We start from the raw sequence: 23346 nt of genomic DNA on the forward strand, positions 1-23346 counted from the left end.
TTAATTTAATAACTCTTTAATATTCTTATCTAGTTCTTTTTCAAATTTTCTATCATTACCAGGATTTGCAGCACAATGGCCGAAGGATGAATTAATTGGTCTTAATGATGAACGTGGAATATATCTTTTTTCATATTCATTATCTTTGGTTCTAAAGTATAGATCTTGATTGCATGGCATTAAAATTGTTTTTGCTTTTATAGATTTAAGTGCCTTAATATAATTATTCTTATAAGTTGGTCCTCTACTTATATCATTCAATTGCCAAGTTTTTAATTTTGATAGTAAATTATTAGCATCCCAATTTTTTGCATGATCTTCTGCCCAATCATTTAATAATTCTTCTGAATTTTTATATCCAAGTTTCTTGAATAGTTTTTCTCTATAAAAATTTTGAGAAAAAGCCCATCCTGCGTAAACACGACCAAAAGCTCTTAGACCTACAACAGGTTGTCTTTTATAATTACCTTTATTCCAATTCTTGTCAGCTGTAAGTGCAGCTTTTACTCCCTCTAAAAAAACATGATTATGAATTGATGTTTTAGATGATGCACAAAATGGAAGAATTGCTTTTACCATATTTGGAAACTGTGCAGCCCATTGATATGATTGACATCCAGCCATTGACCAGCCAGTTACTAATGCTATTTTTTTTATTTTTAGTTTTTCAGTAATGAGTTTATGTTGGCAATAAATATTGTCCCATAAAGTTAATGTTGGAAATTTTGAACCAGATTGATTTTTGATTGTATTACTTGGAGACGATGAAAAGCCATTACCAAACATATTAATTGATACAATGAAATATTTATTAGGATTAATTGCTCTATTCTTTCCAATAAATCCCTCATTTCTAATATGGCTTCCTGTATAAAAAGTTGGAAGAATAATTACATTTGAGGCACTTTTATTTAATTTGCCGTAGGTTTTGTATGCTAATTCCGCTGAACTTAAAATTTTACCAGATAAAAGTTTAATATTTCCTAATTTAAACTTTTCATAATTCTTCATGAATTAATAAAGTCTGAGATATTCTTTCACTTCCCAATCAGTAACTGCTTGATGGTATCTTTCCCATTCATCATTCTTATAAGCTAATAAAGAATTTTTCATAACCGTTCCTATAACTTCATCAGACAATCTATCATTCTTTAGAGCTTCTAAAGCCATAAGTAAATTTCTTGGCAACCTTTTAATCCCAAGTTTTTTAAACTCTTTATCGGTCATTTCATAAAGATCTTGATCTGTAGGTTTGCCTGGATGAATTTTCATCTTAATTCCCTCTACTGCAGCTGCAAGTGTCATTGAAAAAGCTAAATATACATTCATGGTCATATCTGCAGCTCTATTTTCTATACAATATCTATTTTGAGGTAATCTAAATTGAGCAGATCTATTGTTGTGTCCATAAGTAATATTTGTTGGCGCCCAAGTAACTGTGCCTCCTTCAAATCCTCCCACTCTAGGAACTAATCCATTATACGAATTTACTGTTGAGCATGTAATTGAAGTTAATGCCTCAGCATGTTTCATTAATCCACCTACAGCAAATAATGATTCTTTTGACCATTTGTTACCTGCATCAAAAATATTTTTTCCATTTTTACCGACCATGGAGAAATTTATATGCGCTCCTGATCTCCAGTCTCCAATAGTAGGTTTTGGCATAAATGTAATAAACATATTATGTTTTTTAGCGACCTCTTTGAGAAGGATACGAAGAAAAACTAATCTATCAGCCATCTCCAAAAGATTTGTATAATGAAAATCTAATTCAAATTGTGAGTAAGCACCTTCAGCAACCACATCATGAAGCTGCCATCCTAAACCGTTAAGAATATCAATTAATTCTTTTAAAAAATGCATTGAGTCTAATGAGTGCTCAACGTCATAACCAAAAGCTTGTCTTCTAGGCCTAACTCCCTTTATTGGATCAGTATCAATAGCTTTTATTGGCTGACCATTTTCATCATATTTCATTGCAATAAACTCAGGTTCGACCCCTGCCATACCTCTATATCCAGCATCTTGAGCTTTTTGCATATTACGTTTTAAAGCTTGTCTTGGACAAACATTGTAAGGTTTATCTTCCCAAAATAGATCTGCAAAAATTATTGCTGTTGATGTGTCCCAAGGACAAATATAAACAGCGTCTAAATCTGGTAGCATAACTTGATCCGAGTCTGCTGGAGTTAGTTCTGGAACATAAGAGATTGAATGAACTGCAAACTGAGGTCCCTTTCCTAAACACAAAGGTTCAAAATCAGACATTGGAACAGGTTTTGTTTTTGGAATACCATGGAGATCAATCCAACTTGATAAAACGTATTTTACACCAGCGTTTTTTAATTTTTTATAAACTGAAGGTATTTTTTTTCTATTACGCTCAACTGCATCTTTAAAATTAACGTAATAAATTTTTTCATTTTTACTCATGTTGATCTCTTCAATTTTTATTATTGTGGCATATCTTCAGGATCTATTCCAGGAACAAATGTTATGCCTGCTTTTTGTTTCCAATCATGAGGGTACGCTGCATAAAATATTACACATTTTTCATCACATTCATAAGCTATATGGTTATCCTTAGGTATATAAAGAACATCACCAGGATTACAGATATAAGACTCTCCATCACATGTTAGTCTAAAAGTTCCTTCCATACAGTAAATAATTTCATCACAAGTTAAATCCCATGGCACAGAAACTTTATTTAAGAAATTTAATCCACCACACATCGTGTTACTTACTTTGCTGGTAACAAAGGGTTTAATATAACTCTTGCCTGGTTCTAAAGTATGAAGTCTATTTTCTATATCTTTAAACTTATATAGTTGTGGCTTCTTTGACATTCTTATTTCCTTTCAGTTTAGACTTTTATTGGTTCATTTAATTCAACTTTATATCCATCAGGATCCTCACAAAATGCTATTACTCTTGTTCCATGTTTCATTGGACCTGGTTTACGAGTAATATTCACACCAAGTTTTTCAAGATCTTCACAAGCTTTATAAACATCTGGAGTTTCAATACAAACATGCCCCCATCCGTTTCCTTTGTCATAATCTTCTTTTTGATCCCAATTGTGTGTTAATTCTAAACAAGGAGACTCTGTTTCAAGTCCATAGCCGATAAATGCATTTGTAAATTTTCCCTCAGGATAATCTGTTTTTCTTAAAACTTTCATACCTAATGTTTTGCAATAAAAATTAAAAGATGCTTCTAGATCTTTAACTCTTATCATTGTATGGGCTAGTCGATATCCCTCTAGATTGATTTCTTTAGACATTTTTTTTCCTTTTTATTGATTTTGAAGATTTCATTGTAGCATCAACTATGAGCTTTTGAAATGCTTGAACACCTTTTTCCCACACAGGAGACAAAAGACCACCTTCGTAAGATGCTGGAGAGTGCCTTCCTTCTTGAAGTCTTTCACACATTTCATGATCTTCTTTATGAACACTCCACCATATGTTTTTAACCATTTTAATTTCTTCTTTACTCATGTCTTTACCGTCTGTTGTGTAAATTATTCTTTTTTGAGATGTTAAACCTGGGCTTATTGGCACGTTAAGATAAACTCCGATTTGATTAGGAAAATAAGTTCCAATTATAAAATTTGGAAAAAGAGACAAATATCTAGATGTTACAGATAAAGCAGTACTATTTTTAGTGTCTTCTTCATAAACGTCTACTCCACTGCCATAACATACTCCGTCTACAACAGTGTAATGATCTTTTAAAGGCTGATTGGTAGTAGTCTTATGAACAAACTGTACATGATAAGGCTCTATAAAGTTTTCAATTAAAAATTTCCAATTAGTATTTATATTTCCAAAATTTAACGTAGCTGCATATCTCAATTTAGTAAAATCAATATCATTGAATTTTGAAATAAGTGGTTTTGCATATTGTTCAAATTTTTTTGCTTTTCCATTAAAATTTATAAAAATCCAATCGTGCCAAATATGAATCTTTATTGGTTTCAAACCATGATCAAAAAAATTAAATCCTTTTGGCTTGTGTTGATCTGTACCACCAACATGAGGTGCTGCTTTTAAGTTACCATCAAGATCATAGCTCCATGCATGATAAGGACAACGTATCATTTTTCCTACATTTTTTTTTTCATCTATAAGCTTTAGGCATCTGTGACTGCAAACGTTATGGAAAGCTTTTATTTCGTTATTGTTATTTCGTACAAGTAATATTGGTTTATTTGCAATAAATAATGGAATTACATCACCAGTATTTTTAAGTTCATGAGCAAAACCTACAAATAACCAATCATTAGATAAAACTGTTTCACATTCTTTTTTCCAAAAATTTTCATCAATATAAGATTTAGCTGGTAGGCCAAATATAGTATTGGCATTTTTTGATTTCTTTATTTTTACTAAATTTTTTTCTTTAGACATGGGCTAGTAGAAAATTATTAATTATATTGAAAACCCTATTTTAGAATATTAAGATTTACAATAAAATATTTGAATAGTGCAATTAGATGGGAAATAACAAATTTATAGAAGAAGATTTTAGAGGCTATAAACAGTCTACAGTACCAAAAATAGATGAGGTTTTAGCAAGAACAAATCCAAAGACAGCTTGTGGAGAATATTTAAGACGCTATTGGCATCCTGTTGCTTTAACTTCTGAGGTAAGTCATATCCCAAGAGAAATTCGTATTTTAGGAGAGGATTTAGTAATATTTAAAACTTCTAAAGGGAATATAGGTTTGGTCCATAAAGCATGTCCTCACAGAAGAGCTTCTATGGCCTATGGTAAAACTGAAGAAGAAGGAATTAGGTGTTGTTATCATGGATGGCTTTTTTCTCCTAACGGTGAAATACTTGAAACACCTGGTGAAGACCCAGAGTCAAAACAAGCTAAAAAACTAAGAGAAACTTTTAAACTTGGAGCTTACCCTGTAATAGAATTTAACGGTTTAGTATTTTCTTATCTTGGACCAATGGATAAAATTCCAGAATTTCCACATTACGACTCATTTGAAATACCAGGAAATACTTCGAGTCCATATCGTATAGATTATAACTGTAATTGGATCCAAGTCTTAGATGCAATCATGGATCCTCTTCATACATCATTTTTACACGGTCAAAGTTCTGGTCTTCAATTCTCTGAAGGTTTTGCTGAAGTTGGAGAAATAGAATTTTATGAAAGAGGAATTCAATATCTAGGATGTAATACGCGAAGAATAAATGACAATGTTTGGGTAAGAGTAAATGAATTAATTTTACCTAATTTTACTCAGGCTGGAGCTGCATTTGCAGCTGATGGTACAAAAAGTAAATACTTTGGAAGAAGTTCTTTTACAAGGTGGGTTGTGCCTATTGATGATCATCATTGTGTTGCTTTAGCTTGGGCAAATTTTGGTGAAAGAGGAGATCCGATAGAATACAATAATCAAGAAGGATACGAAAGAATTGAAGCTGGTGAAATTTCAAATAGAACTAAAGAAGAAAAACAAAAAAGTCCTGGTGATGCAGAAGCTGTTGAGGGGATGGGTTCAATAAGTGGTCATAAAGGAGAACATCTAATGCCAACTGATAAAGGTGTTATGATATATAGAAGAAGAACAAGAAAATTAATTAAAGATTTAGAGCAAGGATTAGAACCACCTCAACCTCAAAAGACAAAAGGAGAAGTCGTGAGAACTAATGGACAAGATACGGTATTAAAAGCCCCAAAAAGAAGTAATAATGATAAAGAGTACGTCAAATCAATATGTTCTTCAGTGATGAATATGCAATTTGATTTAGAAGAAATGCCGTTAAAAGAAAGAGACAATAGTATTATTAAAAATCTTCAACAAATGGAGGCGAGGGGTAATTTTGACTGAAAATAAAAAGATAAAAATTCATGTTAAGAATAATCATTGGGCACCAGGCTCCTTCCCTACTGATGCCGAAGGTGAAAAAAATTTTACTATTACAAAAGAGCACTTAGAAAATGCGCTTAAAGATCTTCCAGAAATAAAAAACAAAGTAGAAATATTTGTTGATTGGGATGAAGATAATTTTGAAAAATCAATGTCTAATTCTGATATTTTATTAGCTTGGAACTTTCCTACACAAAATCTAAAAAAAATTTCACCTAATTTGAGATGGATACATGTTGTTTCTGCGGGTGTTGAGCATTTGCTTCCTTTGGACTGGATGTTTGATGATTTAGTATTAACTAATAGCAGTGGTGTCCATGCCAAAAAAGCTGGTGAATACGGGTTAATGGCTATTTTGATGTTGCAAAATCATATGACCAAAATTGTTACCAATCAAAAAAATAAAGAGTTTGTCTCTTTATTTAGCAATCCTATTGCAGGCAAAACAGTGGTTGTTGTTGGAACAGGATCTCTAGGATCTTCAATGGCAAAACACATCAAATCATTAGGAGCAAATGTGATTGGTGTAAATAAAAAAGGGAAAAAAGTAGAAGGATGTAATGAGGTTATTACTATCGAAAGTATTGATACTGTTTTACCAAATGCAGATTTTTTGTACCTAGCTGTACCTGAAACTCCAGATACAAAAAATATGATTAATAAAGATAGACTTGATATGCTTAAACCAACATGTGGAATAGTTAATGTTGGAAGACAGTCAGTAATGGATTATGAAGTAATGGCTGATAAACTTAATAATAATGAATTAGCTGGCGCAATACTTGATGTTTTTACCCACGAGCCTTTAGATAAGTCTTCAAGACTTTGGGATACGCCAAATCTAATTTTAACACCTCATGTATCGTCTGACGATCATGGTGACTATGTAAGATTAACTCTGAATATATTTATAAAAAATTTAAAATTATTTTTTGAAGATAAAGAGTTAATGAATCAGATTGATAAAAAGCTTGGATATTAAAAAAATTTTATAAAATTAATTAAGCTAATATTTTTAACTTACTTGTGTTTAATAAGTTTAAGTTTTTCTCTTGTTTCAGCTGGCGTCATTGGTGAATAGCCTATTTCATCTGCAATTCTTATTGCTTTTTCAACCAACTGCGCATTTGTAGCTAATTTTCCTTTTGATAAATATAAATTATCTTCTAAGCCAACTCTTGGATTTCCACCCATCAAAATAGTTTGAGCAACAAAAGGCATTTCATTTTTTGAAATTGCAAAACCAGACCAAACACCCTCTTTTGGCATTATATCCTTCATTGCTTGCATTGCTAATGTTGTTGCTGGTGCACCCCAAGGTATTCCTAAACACATCTGAAACATTGGTGGGTCACTTAATAAGCCCTCTTTGTACAATTGGGCACCAAACCACATATTGCCTAAATCAAATGCTTCAATTTCAGGTTTTACCCCTATGTCTTTTAATTTTTTGGCAGCTTTTCTCAAATCATTTGGCGTATTAACTGTTATAACCGAACTATCGCCGAAGTTTAGTGTTCCAGCATCGAGTGTACAAATTTCAGGTAAAAACTGTTCAGCATTTGCAATTCTTTCCATAACATTTGCCATATCAGTCATTGGGCCAAAATCTAAAGGGTTATCACCTTGCCCGATATCAAGGTCACCTCCCATACCTGTAGTTAAATTTAAGATTACATCAGTGCCACTAGATCTTACTCTATCTACTACTTCTTTATATAGCTCTAACCTCCTACTAGGAGTACCATCTTCTTCCCTAACATGAATATGAGCAATTGCAGCACCTGCTTTAGCAGCTTCGATAGAAGCTGTTGCTATTTGTTCAGGAGTTTTTGGCAAATCAGGGTGTTTGCTAGCAGTGTCTCCAGAACCAGTTACCGCGCAAGATACAAAAACTTTATTGTTCATAATTTATAATTCACTTATAGTTTAAAAAAGTAAAAATGGAAATAACTGAATTACAAAAAGATTTAGCTGCAACATTTAGATGGGCTGCAAGATTAAATATGCATGAAGCAGTTGCAAATCACTTTAGTGCTTGCGTTCCAGGTTCCTCAGATTTTTATGTAAATAAAGCCGGCATTCATTTTAGCCGAATAAAAGCAAGTGATTTAATTTTAATAACAAAAGAAAATATTAATGAATTTAGAAATAAACCCGAAATAGTAGACTCTACGGCATTAAATATACATGGAACAATTCATGAAAAAGCTCCACATGCTAAATGTATTTTTCATGTTCATTCAAAATATGCAACTATCCTATCAACACTAAAGGACCCAACGTTAAAACCTATAGATCAAAATACTATGACTTTTTATAACAAGATTGCTGTCTATAATGATTTTGGAGGATTGGGATTTCAAGAAGAGTCAATCAAAATGGCAAATGCTTTAGGCAATAAGCAACATATGATTTTAGCTAATCACGGAATTATAACAACTGGAGAGACAGTTGCTGAAGGTTTCAATTCATTATATTATTTTGAAAAAGCTTCCGAAACTTACATTACAGCTCTATCAACTAATAAAGATTTAAACATTGTAAGTCATGAAATTGCTGAAAAAACTTCAGAGGAGGCTGCAAATTATCCTGTTGATACAGCAAAACAATTTTTATCAGAGATTAGATGTATCTTAGATAAAGAAGAACCTGATTATGTAAATTAATATGAGTATATTTCTTACTAAACAAAAAATAATAAAAGATTGGACAGACTATAATGGACATATGAATGTTGCATATTATGTTCTCATATTTGATCAATTTGGATCAGAAGTCTTATTAACTAGTTTTAATATGGGCGAACATTCTGCAAAAACTACAAAAAAAAGCACTATGGTTGTAGAATCTCATATTACCTATGATCAAGAGGTTAAAGAAAATGACGAAGTAGATATTAACTTAATTTATTGTGACCATGATAAAAAAAGAATTCAATATAAGTTAGAAATGATACATTCAGAAAAAAAATACTTATCCGCAACTCTAGAAGCTTTATCGCTTTATGTTGATCTAGATGAAAGAAAAGTTGTTGAATTTGAAAAAGAAAAAGTGGATCTAATGAGAGAATTCATTTCTAAAAATAATAGTACTTTTAAAACTGATAATTTAAAATTTTCTTCTAAATTAAAAAAATAAATACTTAAGCATCATTCATAGTATTGACTATAACAACACCAATAACAATAAGCACTAAGCCTATTGTGGTTGCAAGGTTCGGAATTTGCTTATATTTAAAAATTCCTATCAAAGACAATGCAATTATGCCTACACCTGACCATGTAGCGTAAGTTATTCCAATCGGTAAAATTTTCATTGCATGAGACATTGTATACATACAAATGGCTATGGCTAAAATACAGATTAAAGAAGGTACCCATTTAGTAAAACCATCTGTAGCTTTTAGAGTTCCTGTAGAAATTATTTCTCCTGCAATTGCTACTGCTAATAATATATAGGCCTGAGTCAAAGTCATCCTATCTTATACATTTTGACAAATGAAAATTCTAGCGATAAGTTATTTTAAATGAATGTAAAATTATTATCAGGCGCATTAGGTGCAGAAATTAGTGGAATTGATTTAACTGATACTTCTGATCAAAATTTTAAGAAAATAAATGATTTATTATTAGAACATAAAGTTATTTTTTTTAGAGATCAGCCCATTACAAATGAACAGCAAATAGCTCTTGCAGCAAAATTTGGTCCATTAGAGACTCATGCATATGTTAAAGGATTAAAAGATCATCCAGAGATTGTAAGAATTATCAAAGGTAAAGAAGAAAAAAATCAATGGGGTGAAAACTGGCATAGCGATGTAAGTTATAATTCCAAGCCTACTAAAGCAGTGATATTAAAGTCAGTCAAAATTCCTCCTGTTGGTGGAGATACTTGTTTTTCAAATATGGAATTAGCCTGGGAAACATTAGACCCTAAAATCCAAAGCAAAATAATTAATAAAAAAGCAGTTCATAGTTCACTTGGAGCAGAATTTTTTATTGATAATTATAAATACATGGAAGGTAATGAAAAAAGAAATTATGACTCTTATTCTAATGAGCATCCAATAGTAAGAACACATCCTGAAACAGGTAAGAAAATTTTATATGTTAACTGGACCTACACAAAACAGATTATAGGTTTAGAAAAAGAGGAAAGTGATCAAGTTTTAAAGGAAATATTTGAACATCAAGCTAGATTGGATCTAACCTGTCGATTTAGTTGGACAGAAGACACTGTTGCTATTTGGGATAATAGAAGTGTAATTCATTATGCAATAGCAGATTTTTTTCCTGGAAGAGGTCTTGGATACGAGAGAATAATGGATCGAATTGCAATTGAGGGTGACCATCCTCAATAAGTAAGATTTAAATTCTTAATAAATTAATATAAATTCTTAAAAATTATGAAATTTGATTATTTAGTTATTGGTGCAGGTACAGCAGGATGCGTATTGGCAAATAGGTTGTCGGAGAATTCACAAAATAATGTTGCGATTTTTGAAGCAGGAAAAAATAGTGATATTTGGAAAGTAAACATGCCACTTGCAATTTTGTATACGATGCATGATCCAAAATATAATTATAAATATTATTCAGAACCTGAACCTCACTTAAATAATAGAAAACTTTTTTGTCCAAGAGGAAAGATGATTGGCGGCTGCTCTGCTCATAATGGAATGGTTTATGTAAGAGGAAATAAAAATGATTATGAAAGATGGGCTTCGTTTGGACTAAGAGATTGGTCATATGAAAAAGTTTTACCTTTCTTTAAAAAAATTGAAACTTGGTCTGAAGGTGAGAACGAGTATAGAGGTGGAAGCGGCATACTTCCGATTAATCAATCTAAAAATAAAAACCCATTATTTAGTGCTTTTTTAAACTCAGCTAAAGAAGCAGGTCATAAAATTAATAATGATATGAATGGAGAAGATCAGGAAGGCTTTGGAATGTATGATGTTACCATTCATAAAGGTGAAAGAGCTAGTGCTTCCAAATATTATTTAAATCCAGCCAGAAAAAGAAATAATTTAAAAGTATTTACAGAAACATTTGTTGAGAAAATTATTTTTGATGGAAAAAAAGCAATAGGAATTGAAGTTAAAATTAAAAATAAAGTTGAAAAAATATATGCAAATAAAGAAATAATACTTAGTGGTGGATCAATAAATTCACCCCAATTACTTATGCTTTCAGGTGTTGGACCAGCAGATCACTTAAAGGATAAAGGAATTGAAGTAATTCATGAACTTAAAGGGGTTGGTAAAAATCTACAAGATCATTTAGAAACCTATATTCAACAAGAATGTAAAACTCCAGATACTTTATATTCATATGTCAACAAATTGAATATGGTTAGAATTGGAATTCAGTGGTTTCTAAATAAAAGTGGTCCCTGCTCTACATCATTTTTAGAAGCTGGAGGATTTTGCAAATCATCAGCAGATAAAGAGTATCCAAATATTCAGTTCCACTTCTTTCCTGCATTTGTAATAGATCACGGCACGGTGGATCCTGACCGACATGGATTTCAATTACATGCAAGTTTAAATCAACCAAAAAGTAGAGGACAAATTACATTGAATAGTTCAAATCCTTATGATTATCCAAAAATTCAATTCAATTACTTAGAAGATGATTATGATCTTAAAGAGACAATTAAGTGTATTCACGTAGCAAGAAAAATACTTAGTCAAAACTCTATGAAGCCTTATACGGGAAAAGAAGTTGGTCCAGGCGAAAGTGCTCAAACAGACAGTCAAATCGAGGAATATATTAGATCAAAAGCAGAAACTGCTTATCATCCTTCTTGCACTCTTAAAATGGGTGTAGATGATATGGCTGTAGTTGATGAAAAACTTAAAATACATGGATTACAAAATATAAGGGTTGCCGATGCTTCTATAATGCCTGAAATAACAAGTGGTAATTTAAATGCACCTACCCTAATGATTGGAGAAAGAGCATCTGACTTTATTATGAATTCATGACAACAGCACAAAACAATACCAAGGGTATTCTTTTTATTCTTGTTGGAATGGTTGTGTTTTCAATTCAGGATGCATTAATTAAATTCATATACGAAGACTCTGCGTTGTATGAATTATATCTAGGAAGAACCCTATCAGCTGCATTTTTTTTATTTTGTTATATGAAATTTACAAAACAAAAAATTATTTTTAAAACTCACTACCCATTTTTAACTACTTTGAGAATTATATGTTTTTTCTTTGGTTTTAGTTTTTTTTATATTTCACTAACATATATGTCACTTGCAATGGCAAATGCTTTATTTTTTTCTAGTCCATTTTTTGTTTCAATTTTAGCAGTATTATTCTTAAATGAAAAAGTTGGGATTAGAAGATGGCTTGCAATTTTATCAGGATTTATTGGGGTATTTATCGTTTTAAATCCAGATTTTAGTGATTTTGAATATAAGAAACTAGCACCAATTGCATGTGCTTTATGCTACTCGATATCAATGACAATTACCAAATATACTTCTGACAAAGATAATTCTTACACTCAGATGACCCATTTGTATATTGGAGCAACCATTATAAGTATTTTATTTTTTATTTTTACAGGTAAAGGTCAATTTAATAATTTTAGTGATCCTACATTTCAATTTATTTTTAGAGAATGGTTTATAAACCCAACTTATGCTTGGCCAATTATAATCTTAATGGGATTTATTGGAGCTTTAGCATTTTTTTGTATATTTAATGCGTACAGCATTGCATCTCCGTCAGTAGTTTCTTTATATGAATATTCTTTAATTATTTGGTCAATTATGATTGGCTATATAATATTTGATAATGTGCCAACATTAAGAACTTTTATCGGTATTTCAATTATTATAGGAGCGGGGATATATATATATTTAAGAGAAAAAGTAAAAGATCAAATGATTGTAACAGATACTCCTAATAGATGAGAGCTAAAGATAATAATTCAAAAGGTATCCTGCTTATAATTATTGCAATGACATTGTTTGCAATGCAAGACTCTTTAATCAAATTTATTTTTGAAAAATCTGCTCTTTATGAAATTTTCTTTGGAAGATACTTTGTTGCTGCAGTTTTGCTTTTTTTTTATATCAAATTTAAAAAACAAAAAGTTAATTTAAAAACACATTACCCTGTCCTTACTTTTGTAAGAGTCATTTTACATTTTCTAGCTTTTTCTGCTTTTTTTATATCCTTAACTTATATGCCTTTAGCAACAGCTAATGCACTTTTTTTTTCTTGTCCTTTTTTTGTATCAATTTTTGCAAAATTTTTTTTAAAAGAATATATTGGGATTAGAAGATGGTCAGCAATTGCTTTTGGATTTTTAGGAGTATTTATAGTGCTTAATCCAAATTTTTCAGAATTTGAGTATAAAAGTTTACTTCCAGTAGGATGTGCATTTTTTTATGCTGCATCTATGACTATAACAAAATACACATCCGATAAAGATGATGTAAATACTCAACTATTTTACTTTTATTTAATTGCTATAGCTCTATGCGGTTTGATTTATATTTATATGGGTAATGGTCAATTTAATAATGCAAACTATGACTCAACTACCCAATTTATTTTTAGAGAATGGTTTTCAAACATAGAATATACGTGGAAATTTATATTATTTTTTGGTGTAGCTGCATCTATTGCTTTTGTTTGTATTTTTTCTGCTTATATTATTGCTTCACCTTCTGTAGTTTCGTTATTTGAGTATTCTTTAATTATAATGTCTATGATACCTGGATATTTTTTATTTAATGAGATTCCATCTACCAGAACTTTTATAGGTGTTGCTTGTATAATATCAGCTGGAATATATATTTATTCAAGAGAAAAAGTTAGAGAACAGTATATTGCTACTGAGACACCTGTTAGAAGATGACCAAAAATTATATACCAACTATAAACATATCCTCACTAATTAGAGATGAATTTAAAACTCAAAATGCATTAAAAATAATCAAAAAAATTGAAAAGGCTTGCGTTGAGGTAGGTTTTTTTCAAGTTACTGGCCATGGAATAGATATTAAAAAGATAAATAATATCTGCAAAATTGGAAATAGATTTTTTAATTCTTCAGAAATAAATAAAAACAAATTGGCTCCAAAAAAATGGAATAATAAAAATAAAAACTTATATCGAGGTTACTTTCCAAATACTGTAAATGGTAAAGAAGGATTAGATTTAGGAGATCTTAAAATAACATTAAAACATGTAAGAAAATATAAGTCTAAATATATTGAATATTTAGATCTTAAAAAATCCTTGGATAAAACATCTATAAAAAGTTTATCAAATTATTTTGATGAAATTTTTTCTTTAAGTGAGATATTATTTAAAAGCATAATAAGACTTTACAATAAAGATGAAAATATTAGCAGAAAAGCTTTTTCAAGAATAAAAACTTTAAGTACCTTAAGATTTAATTACTATCCAAATCAAAATAAGCCAGTAGAAATTTCAAAACAGGATGGGGTTGCTCTTGGTTGTGAAACACATGTTGATAGTGGGATATTTACTGTACTATACCAAGATAAAAAAGGTGGGTTACAATTTCAAAATAGAAGAAATAAAAAATGGTATGATGTTCCATTTAATAAAAATGCACTAATCGTTAATACTGGTTTAGCGTTAGAATATTTAAGTATGGGTAAATTTAAAGCAACTAATCACAGAGTTTTATGGAATAAAACTAAGAGAATGTCTATTCCTTTCTTTTTTGAGCCATCATATGATTTTAAAATGTCTCCTTCATTTTTAAATGGGAATTCGTATAATAAAAATAAAGGTATAATTTTTGAGAAATTTTTAAAAAAATCTTTAGAAAAATTTATTGAATACCAAAGATAAAATTAAAACATATAGATATGTTTAAATAATGATTTACCTTCATAAAATCCTCCCTCTAATTTTTAGTCCATTAATGCTGATAATGGTATTAATTATTTTTGGAGTAATTATTAATTCAAAAAAAATAAGCATAATTGGCATATTTATTTTAATCGTTTGCTCTTTACCTATTGTTTCTGACAAATTAGTTGCTTACCTTGAATCTGATTATCAATTAAGCAAACCCTCTAATATTGAGCCTGCTGACTCAATAGTTGTTTTGAGTGGTATGATTAGAACTATAAACTCTAAAGATGGTTTAGATTATGAATTCGGTGAAGCATCTGATCGAATTTTTGCAGGAATAAACTTATTTAAAGAAAAAAAGGCCCCTAAACTAATTCTTACTCGAGGAAAATTACCATGGTCTGTTGGAATTCCAGAAGGTGAATATTTGAAAGAAATTGCAATCAATAATGGAATATCAGAAAATAATATTCTTTTAACTGAAAATGTAGAAAATACTGACCAAGAAGCAAAAGCTATTAAAAAGTTACTTTCTGAAGATAAGTCTAAGGTTTTACTGGTTACTTCTGCATTTCATATGCCAAGAGCTCAAAAAGTCTTTGAAGCTGCCGGTATAAATGTGGTCCCTTTTCCTGTTGATTTTCAAAAAGGATTATCAAAAATTACTTTTATGAGTTTCATACCTTCTGCAAATGCGCTAAGTGGGACAAGTTTTTTTGTAAGAGAAATGATAGGTAGAATTTATTACAATTTAAAGTATTAACTTTAAATAGAAGTAATTTCCATATTCCCTAGAACTTAAAATTGTGCTAAGATTTATATTGTAAAGAGCGATACATAACTCATCGTTATATCCAATACGAAAGTGGGATCGGTCGTCTTTTTTTAAATTAGAAAGTTTAAAGGAGGAAGCATGAATTTTGGATACTTTTGCAATACTACTAACTGGACACACAAGCCTTACCACGAACTATTAGATGAAACTAGAGAAATTACAGAATATTGTGATCAAAATAAATGGGATTCTATTTGGTATACCGAACATCACTTTAATCACGAAGGAATGGAGTCTTGTACTAACCCTTTAATGATGGGTGTAGATGCGGCTGCAAGAACTAATCAAATTAGAATAGGCCAAGCCTGTAATGTAATTACGTTTCATAATCCCATACAAATGGCTGAGGATGTAGCTCTTTTAGATCAATTATCAAAAGGCAGAGTCGAAGTTGGCATTGGCCGGGGTATTTATGGTAGGGAAGCAGTTAATCTAAATATCGAAGCTGACATGAAAGATCAGGCTAAAAATTTTAGATTGTTTGAAGAAACTTTAACAATTTTAAAAAAAGCTTGGAAAGAAAAATTTTTTGATCACAAAGGTGAATTTTACACGTACCCATCACCTGATTATGTGTGGCAACATGATATGAGTAAACCTAGTGAAGAATTTATGGATATGAAAACTAATGTAATGAAAAAGATTAGTGTTCTGCCTCAACCATATCAAAAACCTTATCCACCAATTCATCAAGTTGTAGATGGCATTAGATCAATTGAATGGGCTGCGCAACAAGGATTAAATATTATTATGTGGATACCAACAGTCAAAGCTTTAAAAATTAAATTTGAAGCATTTAAAAATGCAAAATCTGAAGCTGAAAAAAGAAACGTTCCAATGGGTGAAGGAATTTCATTAGTTAGAGATATGTTTGTTGCCGACACTATGGAAGAAGCAAAAGAAAAAGCTGGTGAACATATGGTAAATTATATGCGATGGGTATGTCACTGGAGAGGGCTTGGAAATCATATGGATCCAGGCGAAGAATTGCCTGAAACTAAAGGTAAATTAGATTTATTAAATTACGAATTTTTACATAAAAGAAACATGTTATTTGGTACACCTGAATATGTTACAGACAAAATTCATGAGTTAAAATCTGAATTAAACTTACAGAATTTACAAGTTTGGTCCAATTTTCCTGGAGTAAAACATAAAGACTGCATGAAAAGCATAAAACTTTTTACTGAAAAAGTTATGCCTAACTTCAAAAATGATATTGATACTGAAATAAAAAAAGTTTCGTGATCAAATCACGAAACAAAATGTCTGGTGGTCAAGCTGCCGTTAAGTCTTTAAAAAAAGAGAACGTTGAACATGTCTTTGGTCTCATTGGTTCTGCAACAATGGAAATGTTTGATGCTCTTTATCATGAAAAAAAGATAAAATTTATTGGTGTACGAGATGAGAGAACTGGCACTCACATGGCCGATGGTTATGCCAGAGCATCTAATAAACCGGGTGTTATTTTAGCTGGACAAAATGGCCCAGGAGCTACCAATTTGGTAACAGGAGTCGCTCAAGCAAAAGCTGCTTTCTCTCCAGTAGTTGCAATTGCAGGATCATATTCAACTAAAGATAAAGTTGAAGATGCATTTCAAGGTCTTGATCAGCAATCTTTATTTAAACCCATTACAAAAAAAACTTGGACTGTAAAAAAATCTAAAATTATTCCTCAAGTAATTAGTGATGCTTTTGGACTAGCAATGAAGCCTAGAAGAGGACCAGTTTGCATTAATTTACCTAGAAATATTTTAGCAGCAACAGAGAACTATAATATAAATGTAAAAAAACCTTCATTTGATAGCGAAAGTTACCTTAAAGGAAACAAAGAAAAAATTACAAGAGCAGCAAAGATAATAAGTCATGCAAAACAATTTGTGATAATTGCTGGTGGTGGGATTAAATATACTTCTAAATATTTAGAAGTGATTAAGCTTGCAGAATTATTAAATACGCCAATAGTTACCGCTGCAGGTCATGGGGATGCCATACCATTTAACCATAAACTTAACGCAGGCCAAATGGGACCTCGTGGAAACCCTGTTGCATCACGGCTTGTGAAAGAAGCAGATGTTATTTTGGCGATTGGAACCAGGTTAGGTTTTAATTCTACTTTTTATAGCTACGATAATATCAATAAAAAAGCAAAAATTATTCAAATTGAAATTGAAAAAAAAATGCTGGGCAAATATTTTCCTGTTGTTCTAGGTATCAATGCTGACGCAGCCACAGTCACTAATCAAATATATAATGAAATCAAAAAACAAAAAATTAAACTAGATATAAAAAATTGGACAAATGAATTTTTAAAACAAAGAAAAGATTATTTAACTGATAGAGAAACTAATAATCTAGGTAAAAATTTTCCTATTCAACCAAAAGGTTTGTTTAAACAATTAAGAAAAGCGTTACCAAAGGATACAGCTATTACTTTAGATGCAGGAACTTTATGTTTACAAGCAACAGATGCTCTCAAATATTATAATCCTCCTTCTTTATTCACACCTTTAGATTTTGGTTTGGTAGGTTTTTCGTTTGCCTGCGGTCTAGGAGTTAAGGTTGCAAAACCAAAAAAAACTGTTGTTAGTTTAATGGGCGATGGTGGATTTGGTATGACAATTTCTGAATTAAGCACAGCAGTAGAATATAGAATTAACACAACAACCATAGTAATGAATAATCAAAGTTGGGGAGCAGAAAAAGCCTACCAAAAAGATTTTTTTGGGAAACGATACCTTGGTGCAGACATCCGTAGCCCTTCATTTGATAAAGTTGCAGAATTATATGGTGCAAAAGGCTTTAAAGTAAAAAAAATTTCTGAAATAAGTGAGGCAGTTAGAGCTGCAGTGAAATCAAATAAACCTGCAGTGGTTGATGTTGATGTTGACCCAAGTGCATTATATAGTTTTAGAAGAGATAGTTTTAAACATAGGCAAAAATAAATGTCACAAAAAGATATTGGTAATAAAATCCCAATTTATAAATTAAAGGCAGGTAAAGAAGTTGAGGATTACTATGACGAGTGGACAGTTGAAAATAAATACGACAAAGATATGGTTGATTGGAAATATTCTGGACCTCAAGAAACTGTTACCCTTTTTAAAAAACATAATTCAAAAAAAGAAATTAAAATTTTAGATGCGGGTTGTGGAACTGGCTTGGTAGGTGTTGAGCTAAAAAAGAATGGCTATCTAAACTTAGATGGTGCTGATTTTTCTCAAAAAATGCTAGATTTAGTTCCAAAAAATATTTATGAGAATTTATTTAAAATTGATCTTAATCAAAAAGTAAATATTGCAGATGATACTTATGAAGGAATAACTTGTGTTGGAACTTTTACTTTTGGCCATGTAAATCCACCAGCACTAGATGAAATGGTTAGAATCTGTAAAAATGAGTCTTTGATTTGTTTTACAATAAATTTAGGAATTTACGAAGAATATGGGTTTGACAAAAAGATTAAAGAGTTAGAAGATAATAACTCTTGGAAAATAATTGAATTTATTAAATCAGATTATATTGCAAGCAAAGGAGTAAATGCCTGGCTAGTTTTGGCTCAGGTAACTAAATAAAAAATGGAAATTAATTTAAGAAAATTTACAAAATTTGTTGATAAAACTTTTATCGAAGGTGGTAAGGAAGCTAAAGAACCGGTCTTATTAGTTTCAGTTGCAGCCGTTTTTAAAAATCCCTGGCATGGACAAGGTTTTGTTGAAAATTTAAGACCTACTATTTTAGACTTAGCTCCAAAGTTAGGTGATTTATTGGTACCCGAGCTTATTAAAGAAATTGGATCTCCTGAAAAAATATTAGCTTATGGAAAAGCAGGTGTAGTAGGATTAAATGGAGAGATAGAACATGCGTCTGCTTTTATTCATACATTAAGATTTGGTAATAAATTTAGGGATGCAGTTGGTGGGACTTCTTATTTAAGTTTTACAAATACTAGAAGTCCAGCTGGATCTAAAATTTCAATACCCATGATGCACAAAACAGACTCGGGTTTAAGACCTTATTATTTAACTCATGAATTTACTATTCATGATGCTCCATTTGATGACGAAATAGTAATAGCTATAGGTGGTGCTTCAAGTGGAAGAGCTCATGCAAGAACTGGTGACAGATATCAAGATATGAAAGAAATGGGTATTGAACCCAAATAATTCTAGATGACAACAGGAACATCGGCATCTGGTACTTTTTATGTTTTAAATCAAAAAGAACAATCAATACCAATAGTCTTTATACATGGTGTTGGCCTTACTTATGAAATTTGGCAACCACAATTAGATTTTTTTACAAACTATAGTACTCTTGCATATGATATTTTGGGACATGGCAAATCTTCTTTAAAAAAACAAAATATAAGTTTTGATGATTTTTCTGATCAACTAATCAAATTAATTGATGAGCTTAATTTTCAGAAAATTCATCTAGTTGGTTTTTCAATTGGCTCTTTAATTGCTAGAAATTTTGCAACTAAGTTTAATGATCGGTTACAATCATTGGTTCTTTTAGGTTCAATTTACAAAAGAACGGAGCAACAACAAAAAATAGTTAATCAAAGGTTTGAACAAGCAAAACAAGAATTAAAACTATCAAAACTAGCTCTTAAAAGATGGTTTACTGATAAATATCTAGAAAAAAATCCAGAAATTTATGAAAAAATAAGTTCAATTTTGTCAGCTAATAACATGAACAATTTTTTAAAAGTTTATGAGCTATTTGTTAACCATAAAAATGATGAGGATTTTAATAAAATTACAGCTAGTACACTGGTTATGACGGGTGAATATGATATTGGCTCAACAGTAAAAATGTCTCAAGAATTAAATATTTTAATCTCTAAAAGTCAATTAAAGATCATTAAAGATGGAAAACATCTTTGTGGTATTGAGTGTGCTGATGATGTAAATTTAGCAATCAAAAATTTTATTAGATCTAATGACTAAACTAAAACAATATAAAATGTTTATTAATGGTGAATGGGTTGATTCTGAAAGTAAAAAAACATTTGAAACTCTTAATCCAGAACACAATGAACCTTGGGCAATTGTACCAGAAGCAAGTTCTAAAGATGTTGATAATGCAGTCAAAGCTGCTCAAAAAGCATTCGAGGGTGAATGGCCTAAGTTACTTCCAAGAGAAAGAGCTAAATTTTTAAGAGCTATTGGAAATCAACTTAGGGAAAATGCAGAAATGCTAGGTGAAATAGAAACAATTGACACTGGTAAACTATATAGAGAAACAAAAAAACAAGCAGTTTATATTGCAGAATACTACGATTACTACGCTGGCTTAGCAGACAAAGTCGAAGGAACAGTTTTGCCAATAGATAAACCAAATGTTCAAGCAATTACAACAAGAATACCTATAGGAGTTATAGCTGCAATAATTCCTTGGAATTCACAAATGTTTTTAACTGCAACTAAATTAGCGCCAGCACTTGCGATGGGAAATACAGTTGTAATTAAATCCTCAGAACTTGCTCCTGCTGTCCTATTTGAATTTGCAAAATTAATTGAAAAAACTGGTATCCCTAAAGGAGTAGTGAATGTAATTACAGGATTTGGTGATCCTTGTGGTAAAAGTTTAACTACTCACAACTTAGTTGAAAAAGTTGCATTCACCGGAGGTCCTGAAACAGCAAGACATATAATTAGAAACTCTGCAGAAAATTTATCAGAAGTAAGTTTGGAACTAGGTGGAAAAAGTCCAGTTGCAGTATTTGATGATGCAGAACAAGAAAATGCAATAAATGGAATTACAGCTGGAATATTTGGTGCAAGTGGACAGAGCTGTATAGCAGGCTCAAGACTTTATTTACAAAAAGGAATTTATGATGAATTCTTAGATAAACTTTCAAAACGAGCGTCAAAAATAAAAATCGGAGCACCAATGGATCCAGAGACAGAGATGGGCCCTTTAAGTAATTTTAAACAACTAGAGGTAATAGAAAAAAATATTAAAGATACAATTAATCAAGGTGGAAAAATTAAATGTGGTGGTGAAAGACATTCTTTTTCTAACAAAGGATATTACTTTCCTCCAACAATTATAGAATGTGATAATCACAATCTGCCTGTAGCAGAAAACGAGTTATTTGGACCTGTATTATCAGTAATGAAATTTGATACAGAAGAAGAAGTAATTTCAAAAATGAACGATAATCAATATGGATTATCCTCTGGGGTTTACACAAACAATTTATCCAAAGGAATGAGAGTCTCAAAAGCTATTAGGGCAGGAATAACTTTCGTTAACACCTATAGATTAATTTCACCATCTGCCCCTTTTGGAGGTATCAAGGATAGTGGTTATGGAAAAGAGGCAGGAATTGAGTCTATTAAAGATTACACCAGAGTTAAAACTACTTGGTTTTATACGTCAGATGAGCCTTCTCTGGATCCTTTCTCAATAAGATAATCAGCATTAATTAACCTGTTTAAATTAGGATAATTTTGTCATTGAATATTGGTTTTATTCATACTTAAATTGGTTTTTATAAATTGTTAACAATAAAGAGGAAGATAATGAGAAAACTATTTATCGCCGTATTTATGTTTGTATCAAGCTTTGGTTCAAATGTAATGGCAGACGGACATTCGATTAAAATGGGGATTATTTTAGGATTTACGGGTCCTATTGAATCTCTAACTCCTGCTATGGCTGCATCTGCAGAGCTTGCTTTTAAAGAGGCCTCTGATTCAGGTTCGCTATTAGGTGGAAAAAAAATTGAGCCAGTAAGAGCAGACTCAACTTGTGTAGACTCAGCGGCAGCAACTTCAGCAGCTGAAGGACTAATTTCAGGTGGTGTAGCTGCAATTATGGGGGCAGATTGTTCAGGTGTAACTGGTGCAATAGCATCAAATGTTGCTGTACCAAATGGTGTAGTGATGATTTCACCATCAGCAACTTCTCCAGGTTTAACAACTTTAGATGATAATGGGTATTTCTTTAGAACTGCACCATCAGATGCTAGAGGTGGTCAAATCTTAGCTGATATAACAAAAGACAGAAAAGTTAAAAGTGTAGCAATAACTTACACAAATAATGACTATGGAAAAGGTTTAGCTGATGTATATGAAGCAGCAGTTAAAGCTCACGGTATTAAAGTTACAACAGTAACTGCTCACGAAGATGGAAAAGCTGATTATTCATCTGAGGTAGCAACACTTGCTTCAGCAGGTGGTGATGCAGTAGCAGTAATTGGTTACCTTGATCAAGGAGGAAAAGGAATTATTCAAGCCTCTTTAGACTCAGGTGCATTTGATAGATTTATTTTATCAGATGGAATGATCGGTCAATCTTTGGTTGATGCATTTGGAAAAGATTTAAGCAAATCTTTTGGTTCTATGCCTGGTTCAACTGGAAAAGGTGCTGGTGTGTTTGCTGAAGTAGCTAAAGCTGGTGGAATAGATTCATCTGGTCCTTACACTGGAGAATCATATGATGCTGCTGCTTTAATAGTTTTAGCGATGCAAGCTGGTAATTCAGCAGATAGAGCATCTATTGCAAAAAATGTAATGGATGTTGCTAATGAGCCTGGAACTAAAATTTATCCAGGTCAACTAAAAAAAGGTTTAGACTTACTTGCCAAAGGTAAAAAGATTAACTACGAGGGAGCAACTGGTGTTACATTTACTAGTGTTGGTGAAGCCGAAGGTTCTTTCTTAGAGCAAGAAGTAAAAGGTGGAAAGTTTAAAACTAAAAAACAAAGATAATTAATATCAAATTAAAAAC

At 31.3% G+C, this 23346-nt stretch carries 24 protein-coding genes; 17 read left to right on the top strand and 7 right to left on the bottom strand.

Features of this window, described 5'->3' with window-relative positions:
- The 5 genes from PB7211_RS06865 to PB7211_RS06885 are packed head-to-tail and all read right to left on the bottom strand — an operon-like array spanning window position 1 to window position 4418.
- Window positions 1-1011 carry an alpha/beta fold hydrolase gene (locus PB7211_RS06865; protein WP_008545274.1) on the bottom strand — a complete coding sequence of 337 codons (1011 nt, stop codon included), beginning with the start codon at window positions 1009-1011 and terminating at the stop codon, window positions 1-3.
- 3 nt (window positions 1012-1014) lie between these two features.
- Entirely contained in the window at window positions 1015-2436 is a 1422-nt protein-coding gene (locus PB7211_RS06870; protein WP_008544323.1) for a glutamine synthetase family protein, read from the bottom strand.
- Between the two features lie 20 nt (window positions 2437-2456).
- Window positions 2457-2852, bottom strand: coding sequence for a cupin domain-containing protein (locus tag PB7211_RS06875; RefSeq protein WP_008544555.1), 396 nt, complete (start codon window positions 2850-2852; stop codon window positions 2457-2459).
- 17 nt (window positions 2853-2869) lie between these two features.
- Window positions 2870-3289, bottom strand: a complete 420-nt coding sequence (gene gloA, locus PB7211_RS06880; RefSeq protein WP_008545376.1) for a lactoylglutathione lyase — start codon at window positions 3287-3289, stop codon at window positions 2870-2872.
- The gene (locus PB7211_RS06885) at window positions 3282-4418 is read right to left on the bottom strand and encodes an aromatic ring-hydroxylating oxygenase subunit alpha (protein WP_008546091.1); all 1137 of its coding nucleotides are present in this window, start codon (window positions 4416-4418) and stop codon (window positions 3282-3284) included. Before PB7211_RS06885 ends, gloA begins: the two co-directional genes overlap by 8 nt.
- An 86-nt stretch (window positions 4419-4504) precedes the next feature.
- Between PB7211_RS06885 and PB7211_RS06890 the strand changes: the two genes are divergently transcribed.
- Window positions 4505-5860 carry an aromatic ring-hydroxylating dioxygenase subunit alpha gene (locus PB7211_RS06890; protein WP_008545816.1) on the top strand — a complete coding sequence of 452 codons (1356 nt, stop codon included), beginning with the start codon at window positions 4505-4507 and terminating at the stop codon, window positions 5858-5860.
- A complete protein-coding gene (locus tag PB7211_RS06895; protein WP_008545254.1) occupies window positions 5853-6881 on the top strand; it encodes a D-2-hydroxyacid dehydrogenase in 1029 nt (342 codons plus the stop codon). Before PB7211_RS06890 ends, PB7211_RS06895 begins: the two co-directional genes overlap by 8 nt.
- Window positions 6882-6919: 38 nt before the next feature.
- Here PB7211_RS06895 and PB7211_RS06900 read toward each other — a convergent pair whose 3' ends face one another.
- The gene (locus PB7211_RS06900; protein WP_008546117.1) at window positions 6920-7807 is read right to left on the bottom strand and encodes a 3-keto-5-aminohexanoate cleavage protein; all 888 of its coding nucleotides are present in this window, start codon (window positions 7805-7807) and stop codon (window positions 6920-6922) included.
- Window positions 7808-7842: 35 nt separating this feature from the next.
- On the opposite strand from PB7211_RS06900, the gene PB7211_RS06905 reads away from it, so the two are divergent.
- Together PB7211_RS06905 and PB7211_RS06910 are read left to right on the top strand one after the other, a co-directional pair.
- On the top strand, window positions 7843-8568 hold the full coding sequence (locus PB7211_RS06905; protein WP_008544700.1) for a class II aldolase/adducin family protein: 726 nt from the start codon (window positions 7843-7845) through the stop codon (window positions 8566-8568).
- Window position 8569: 1 nt separating this feature from the next.
- Window positions 8570-9040 carry a thioesterase family protein gene (locus tag PB7211_RS06910; RefSeq protein ID WP_008544089.1) on the top strand — a complete coding sequence of 157 codons (471 nt, stop codon included), beginning with the start codon at window positions 8570-8572 and terminating at the stop codon, window positions 9038-9040.
- A 4-nt stretch (window positions 9041-9044) separates the two neighbouring features.
- Here the strand turns inward: PB7211_RS06910 and PB7211_RS06915 are convergent, their stop codons facing one another.
- A complete protein-coding gene (locus tag PB7211_RS06915) occupies window positions 9045-9377 on the bottom strand; it encodes a DMT family transporter (RefSeq protein WP_008545010.1) in 333 nt (110 codons plus the stop codon).
- A 51-nt stretch (window positions 9378-9428) separates the two neighbouring features.
- Here PB7211_RS06915 and PB7211_RS06920 point away from each other — a divergent pair, with 51 nt between their 5' ends.
- From PB7211_RS06920 to PB7211_RS06980, 13 genes are all read left to right on the top strand, one after another.
- Entirely contained in the window at window positions 9429-10262 is an 834-nt protein-coding gene (locus PB7211_RS06920; RefSeq protein WP_008545433.1) for a TauD/TfdA dioxygenase family protein, read from the top strand.
- A 45-nt stretch (window positions 10263-10307) separates the two neighbouring features.
- Window positions 10308-11891 carry a choline dehydrogenase gene (locus PB7211_RS06925; protein WP_008544405.1) on the top strand — a complete coding sequence of 528 codons (1584 nt, stop codon included), beginning with the start codon at window positions 10308-10310 and terminating at the stop codon, window positions 11889-11891.
- Window positions 11888-12838: a DMT family transporter gene (locus PB7211_RS06930; RefSeq protein ID WP_008545448.1), complete on the top strand. Its 951-nt coding sequence runs from the start codon at window positions 11888-11890 to the stop codon at window positions 12836-12838. Before PB7211_RS06925 ends, PB7211_RS06930 begins: the two co-directional genes overlap by 4 nt.
- Window positions 12835-13791, top strand: a complete 957-nt coding sequence (locus tag PB7211_RS06935; protein WP_008545917.1) for a DMT family transporter — start codon at window positions 12835-12837, stop codon at window positions 13789-13791. Before PB7211_RS06930 ends, PB7211_RS06935 begins: the two co-directional genes overlap by 4 nt.
- Window positions 13788-14759, top strand: a complete 972-nt coding sequence (locus PB7211_RS06940) for a 2OG-Fe(II) oxygenase family protein (RefSeq protein ID WP_008544198.1) — start codon at window positions 13788-13790, stop codon at window positions 14757-14759. Before PB7211_RS06935 ends, PB7211_RS06940 begins: the two co-directional genes overlap by 4 nt.
- Window positions 14760-14841: 82 nt before the next feature.
- Complete coding sequence (locus tag PB7211_RS06945) at window positions 14842-15528, top strand: YdcF family protein (RefSeq protein WP_008544816.1); 687 nt, start codon at window positions 14842-14844, stop codon at window positions 15526-15528.
- 150 nt (window positions 15529-15678) lie between these two features.
- Entirely contained in the window at window positions 15679-16848 is a 1170-nt protein-coding gene (locus tag PB7211_RS06950; RefSeq protein WP_008544375.1) for an LLM class flavin-dependent oxidoreductase, read from the top strand.
- Window positions 16849-16865: 17 nt separating this feature from the next.
- A complete protein-coding gene (locus tag PB7211_RS06955; protein WP_008545204.1) occupies window positions 16866-18545 on the top strand; it encodes a thiamine pyrophosphate-binding protein in 1680 nt (559 codons plus the stop codon).
- Window positions 18546-19175 (top strand): class I SAM-dependent DNA methyltransferase, encoded by a 630-nt coding sequence (locus PB7211_RS06960; protein ID WP_034399162.1) that lies wholly within the window; start codon window positions 18546-18548, stop codon window positions 19173-19175. It abuts the gene before it with no gap.
- Between the two features lie 3 nt (window positions 19176-19178).
- Window positions 19179-19766 carry an amino acid synthesis family protein gene (locus tag PB7211_RS06965; RefSeq protein WP_008544157.1) on the top strand — a complete coding sequence of 196 codons (588 nt, stop codon included), beginning with the start codon at window positions 19179-19181 and terminating at the stop codon, window positions 19764-19766.
- A 6-nt stretch (window positions 19767-19772) separates the two neighbouring features.
- The gene (locus tag PB7211_RS06970) at window positions 19773-20555 is read left to right on the top strand and encodes an alpha/beta fold hydrolase (RefSeq protein WP_008544051.1); all 783 of its coding nucleotides are present in this window, start codon (window positions 19773-19775) and stop codon (window positions 20553-20555) included.
- On the top strand, window positions 20548-22029 hold the full coding sequence (locus PB7211_RS06975; protein ID WP_034399163.1) for an aldehyde dehydrogenase: 1482 nt from the start codon (window positions 20548-20550) through the stop codon (window positions 22027-22029). The genes PB7211_RS06970 and PB7211_RS06975 overlap by 8 nt, the downstream gene beginning before the upstream one ends.
- Before the next feature lie 107 nt (window positions 22030-22136).
- Window positions 22137-23327, top strand: a complete 1191-nt coding sequence (locus PB7211_RS06980) for an ABC transporter substrate-binding protein (protein ID WP_008544200.1) — start codon at window positions 22137-22139, stop codon at window positions 23325-23327.
- Window positions 23328-23346 lie beyond the last annotated feature (19 nt).

It is taken from the genome of Candidatus Pelagibacter sp. HTCC7211, from assembly GCF_000155895.1.
Lineage (GTDB): Bacteria > Pseudomonadota > Alphaproteobacteria > Pelagibacterales > Pelagibacteraceae > Pelagibacter.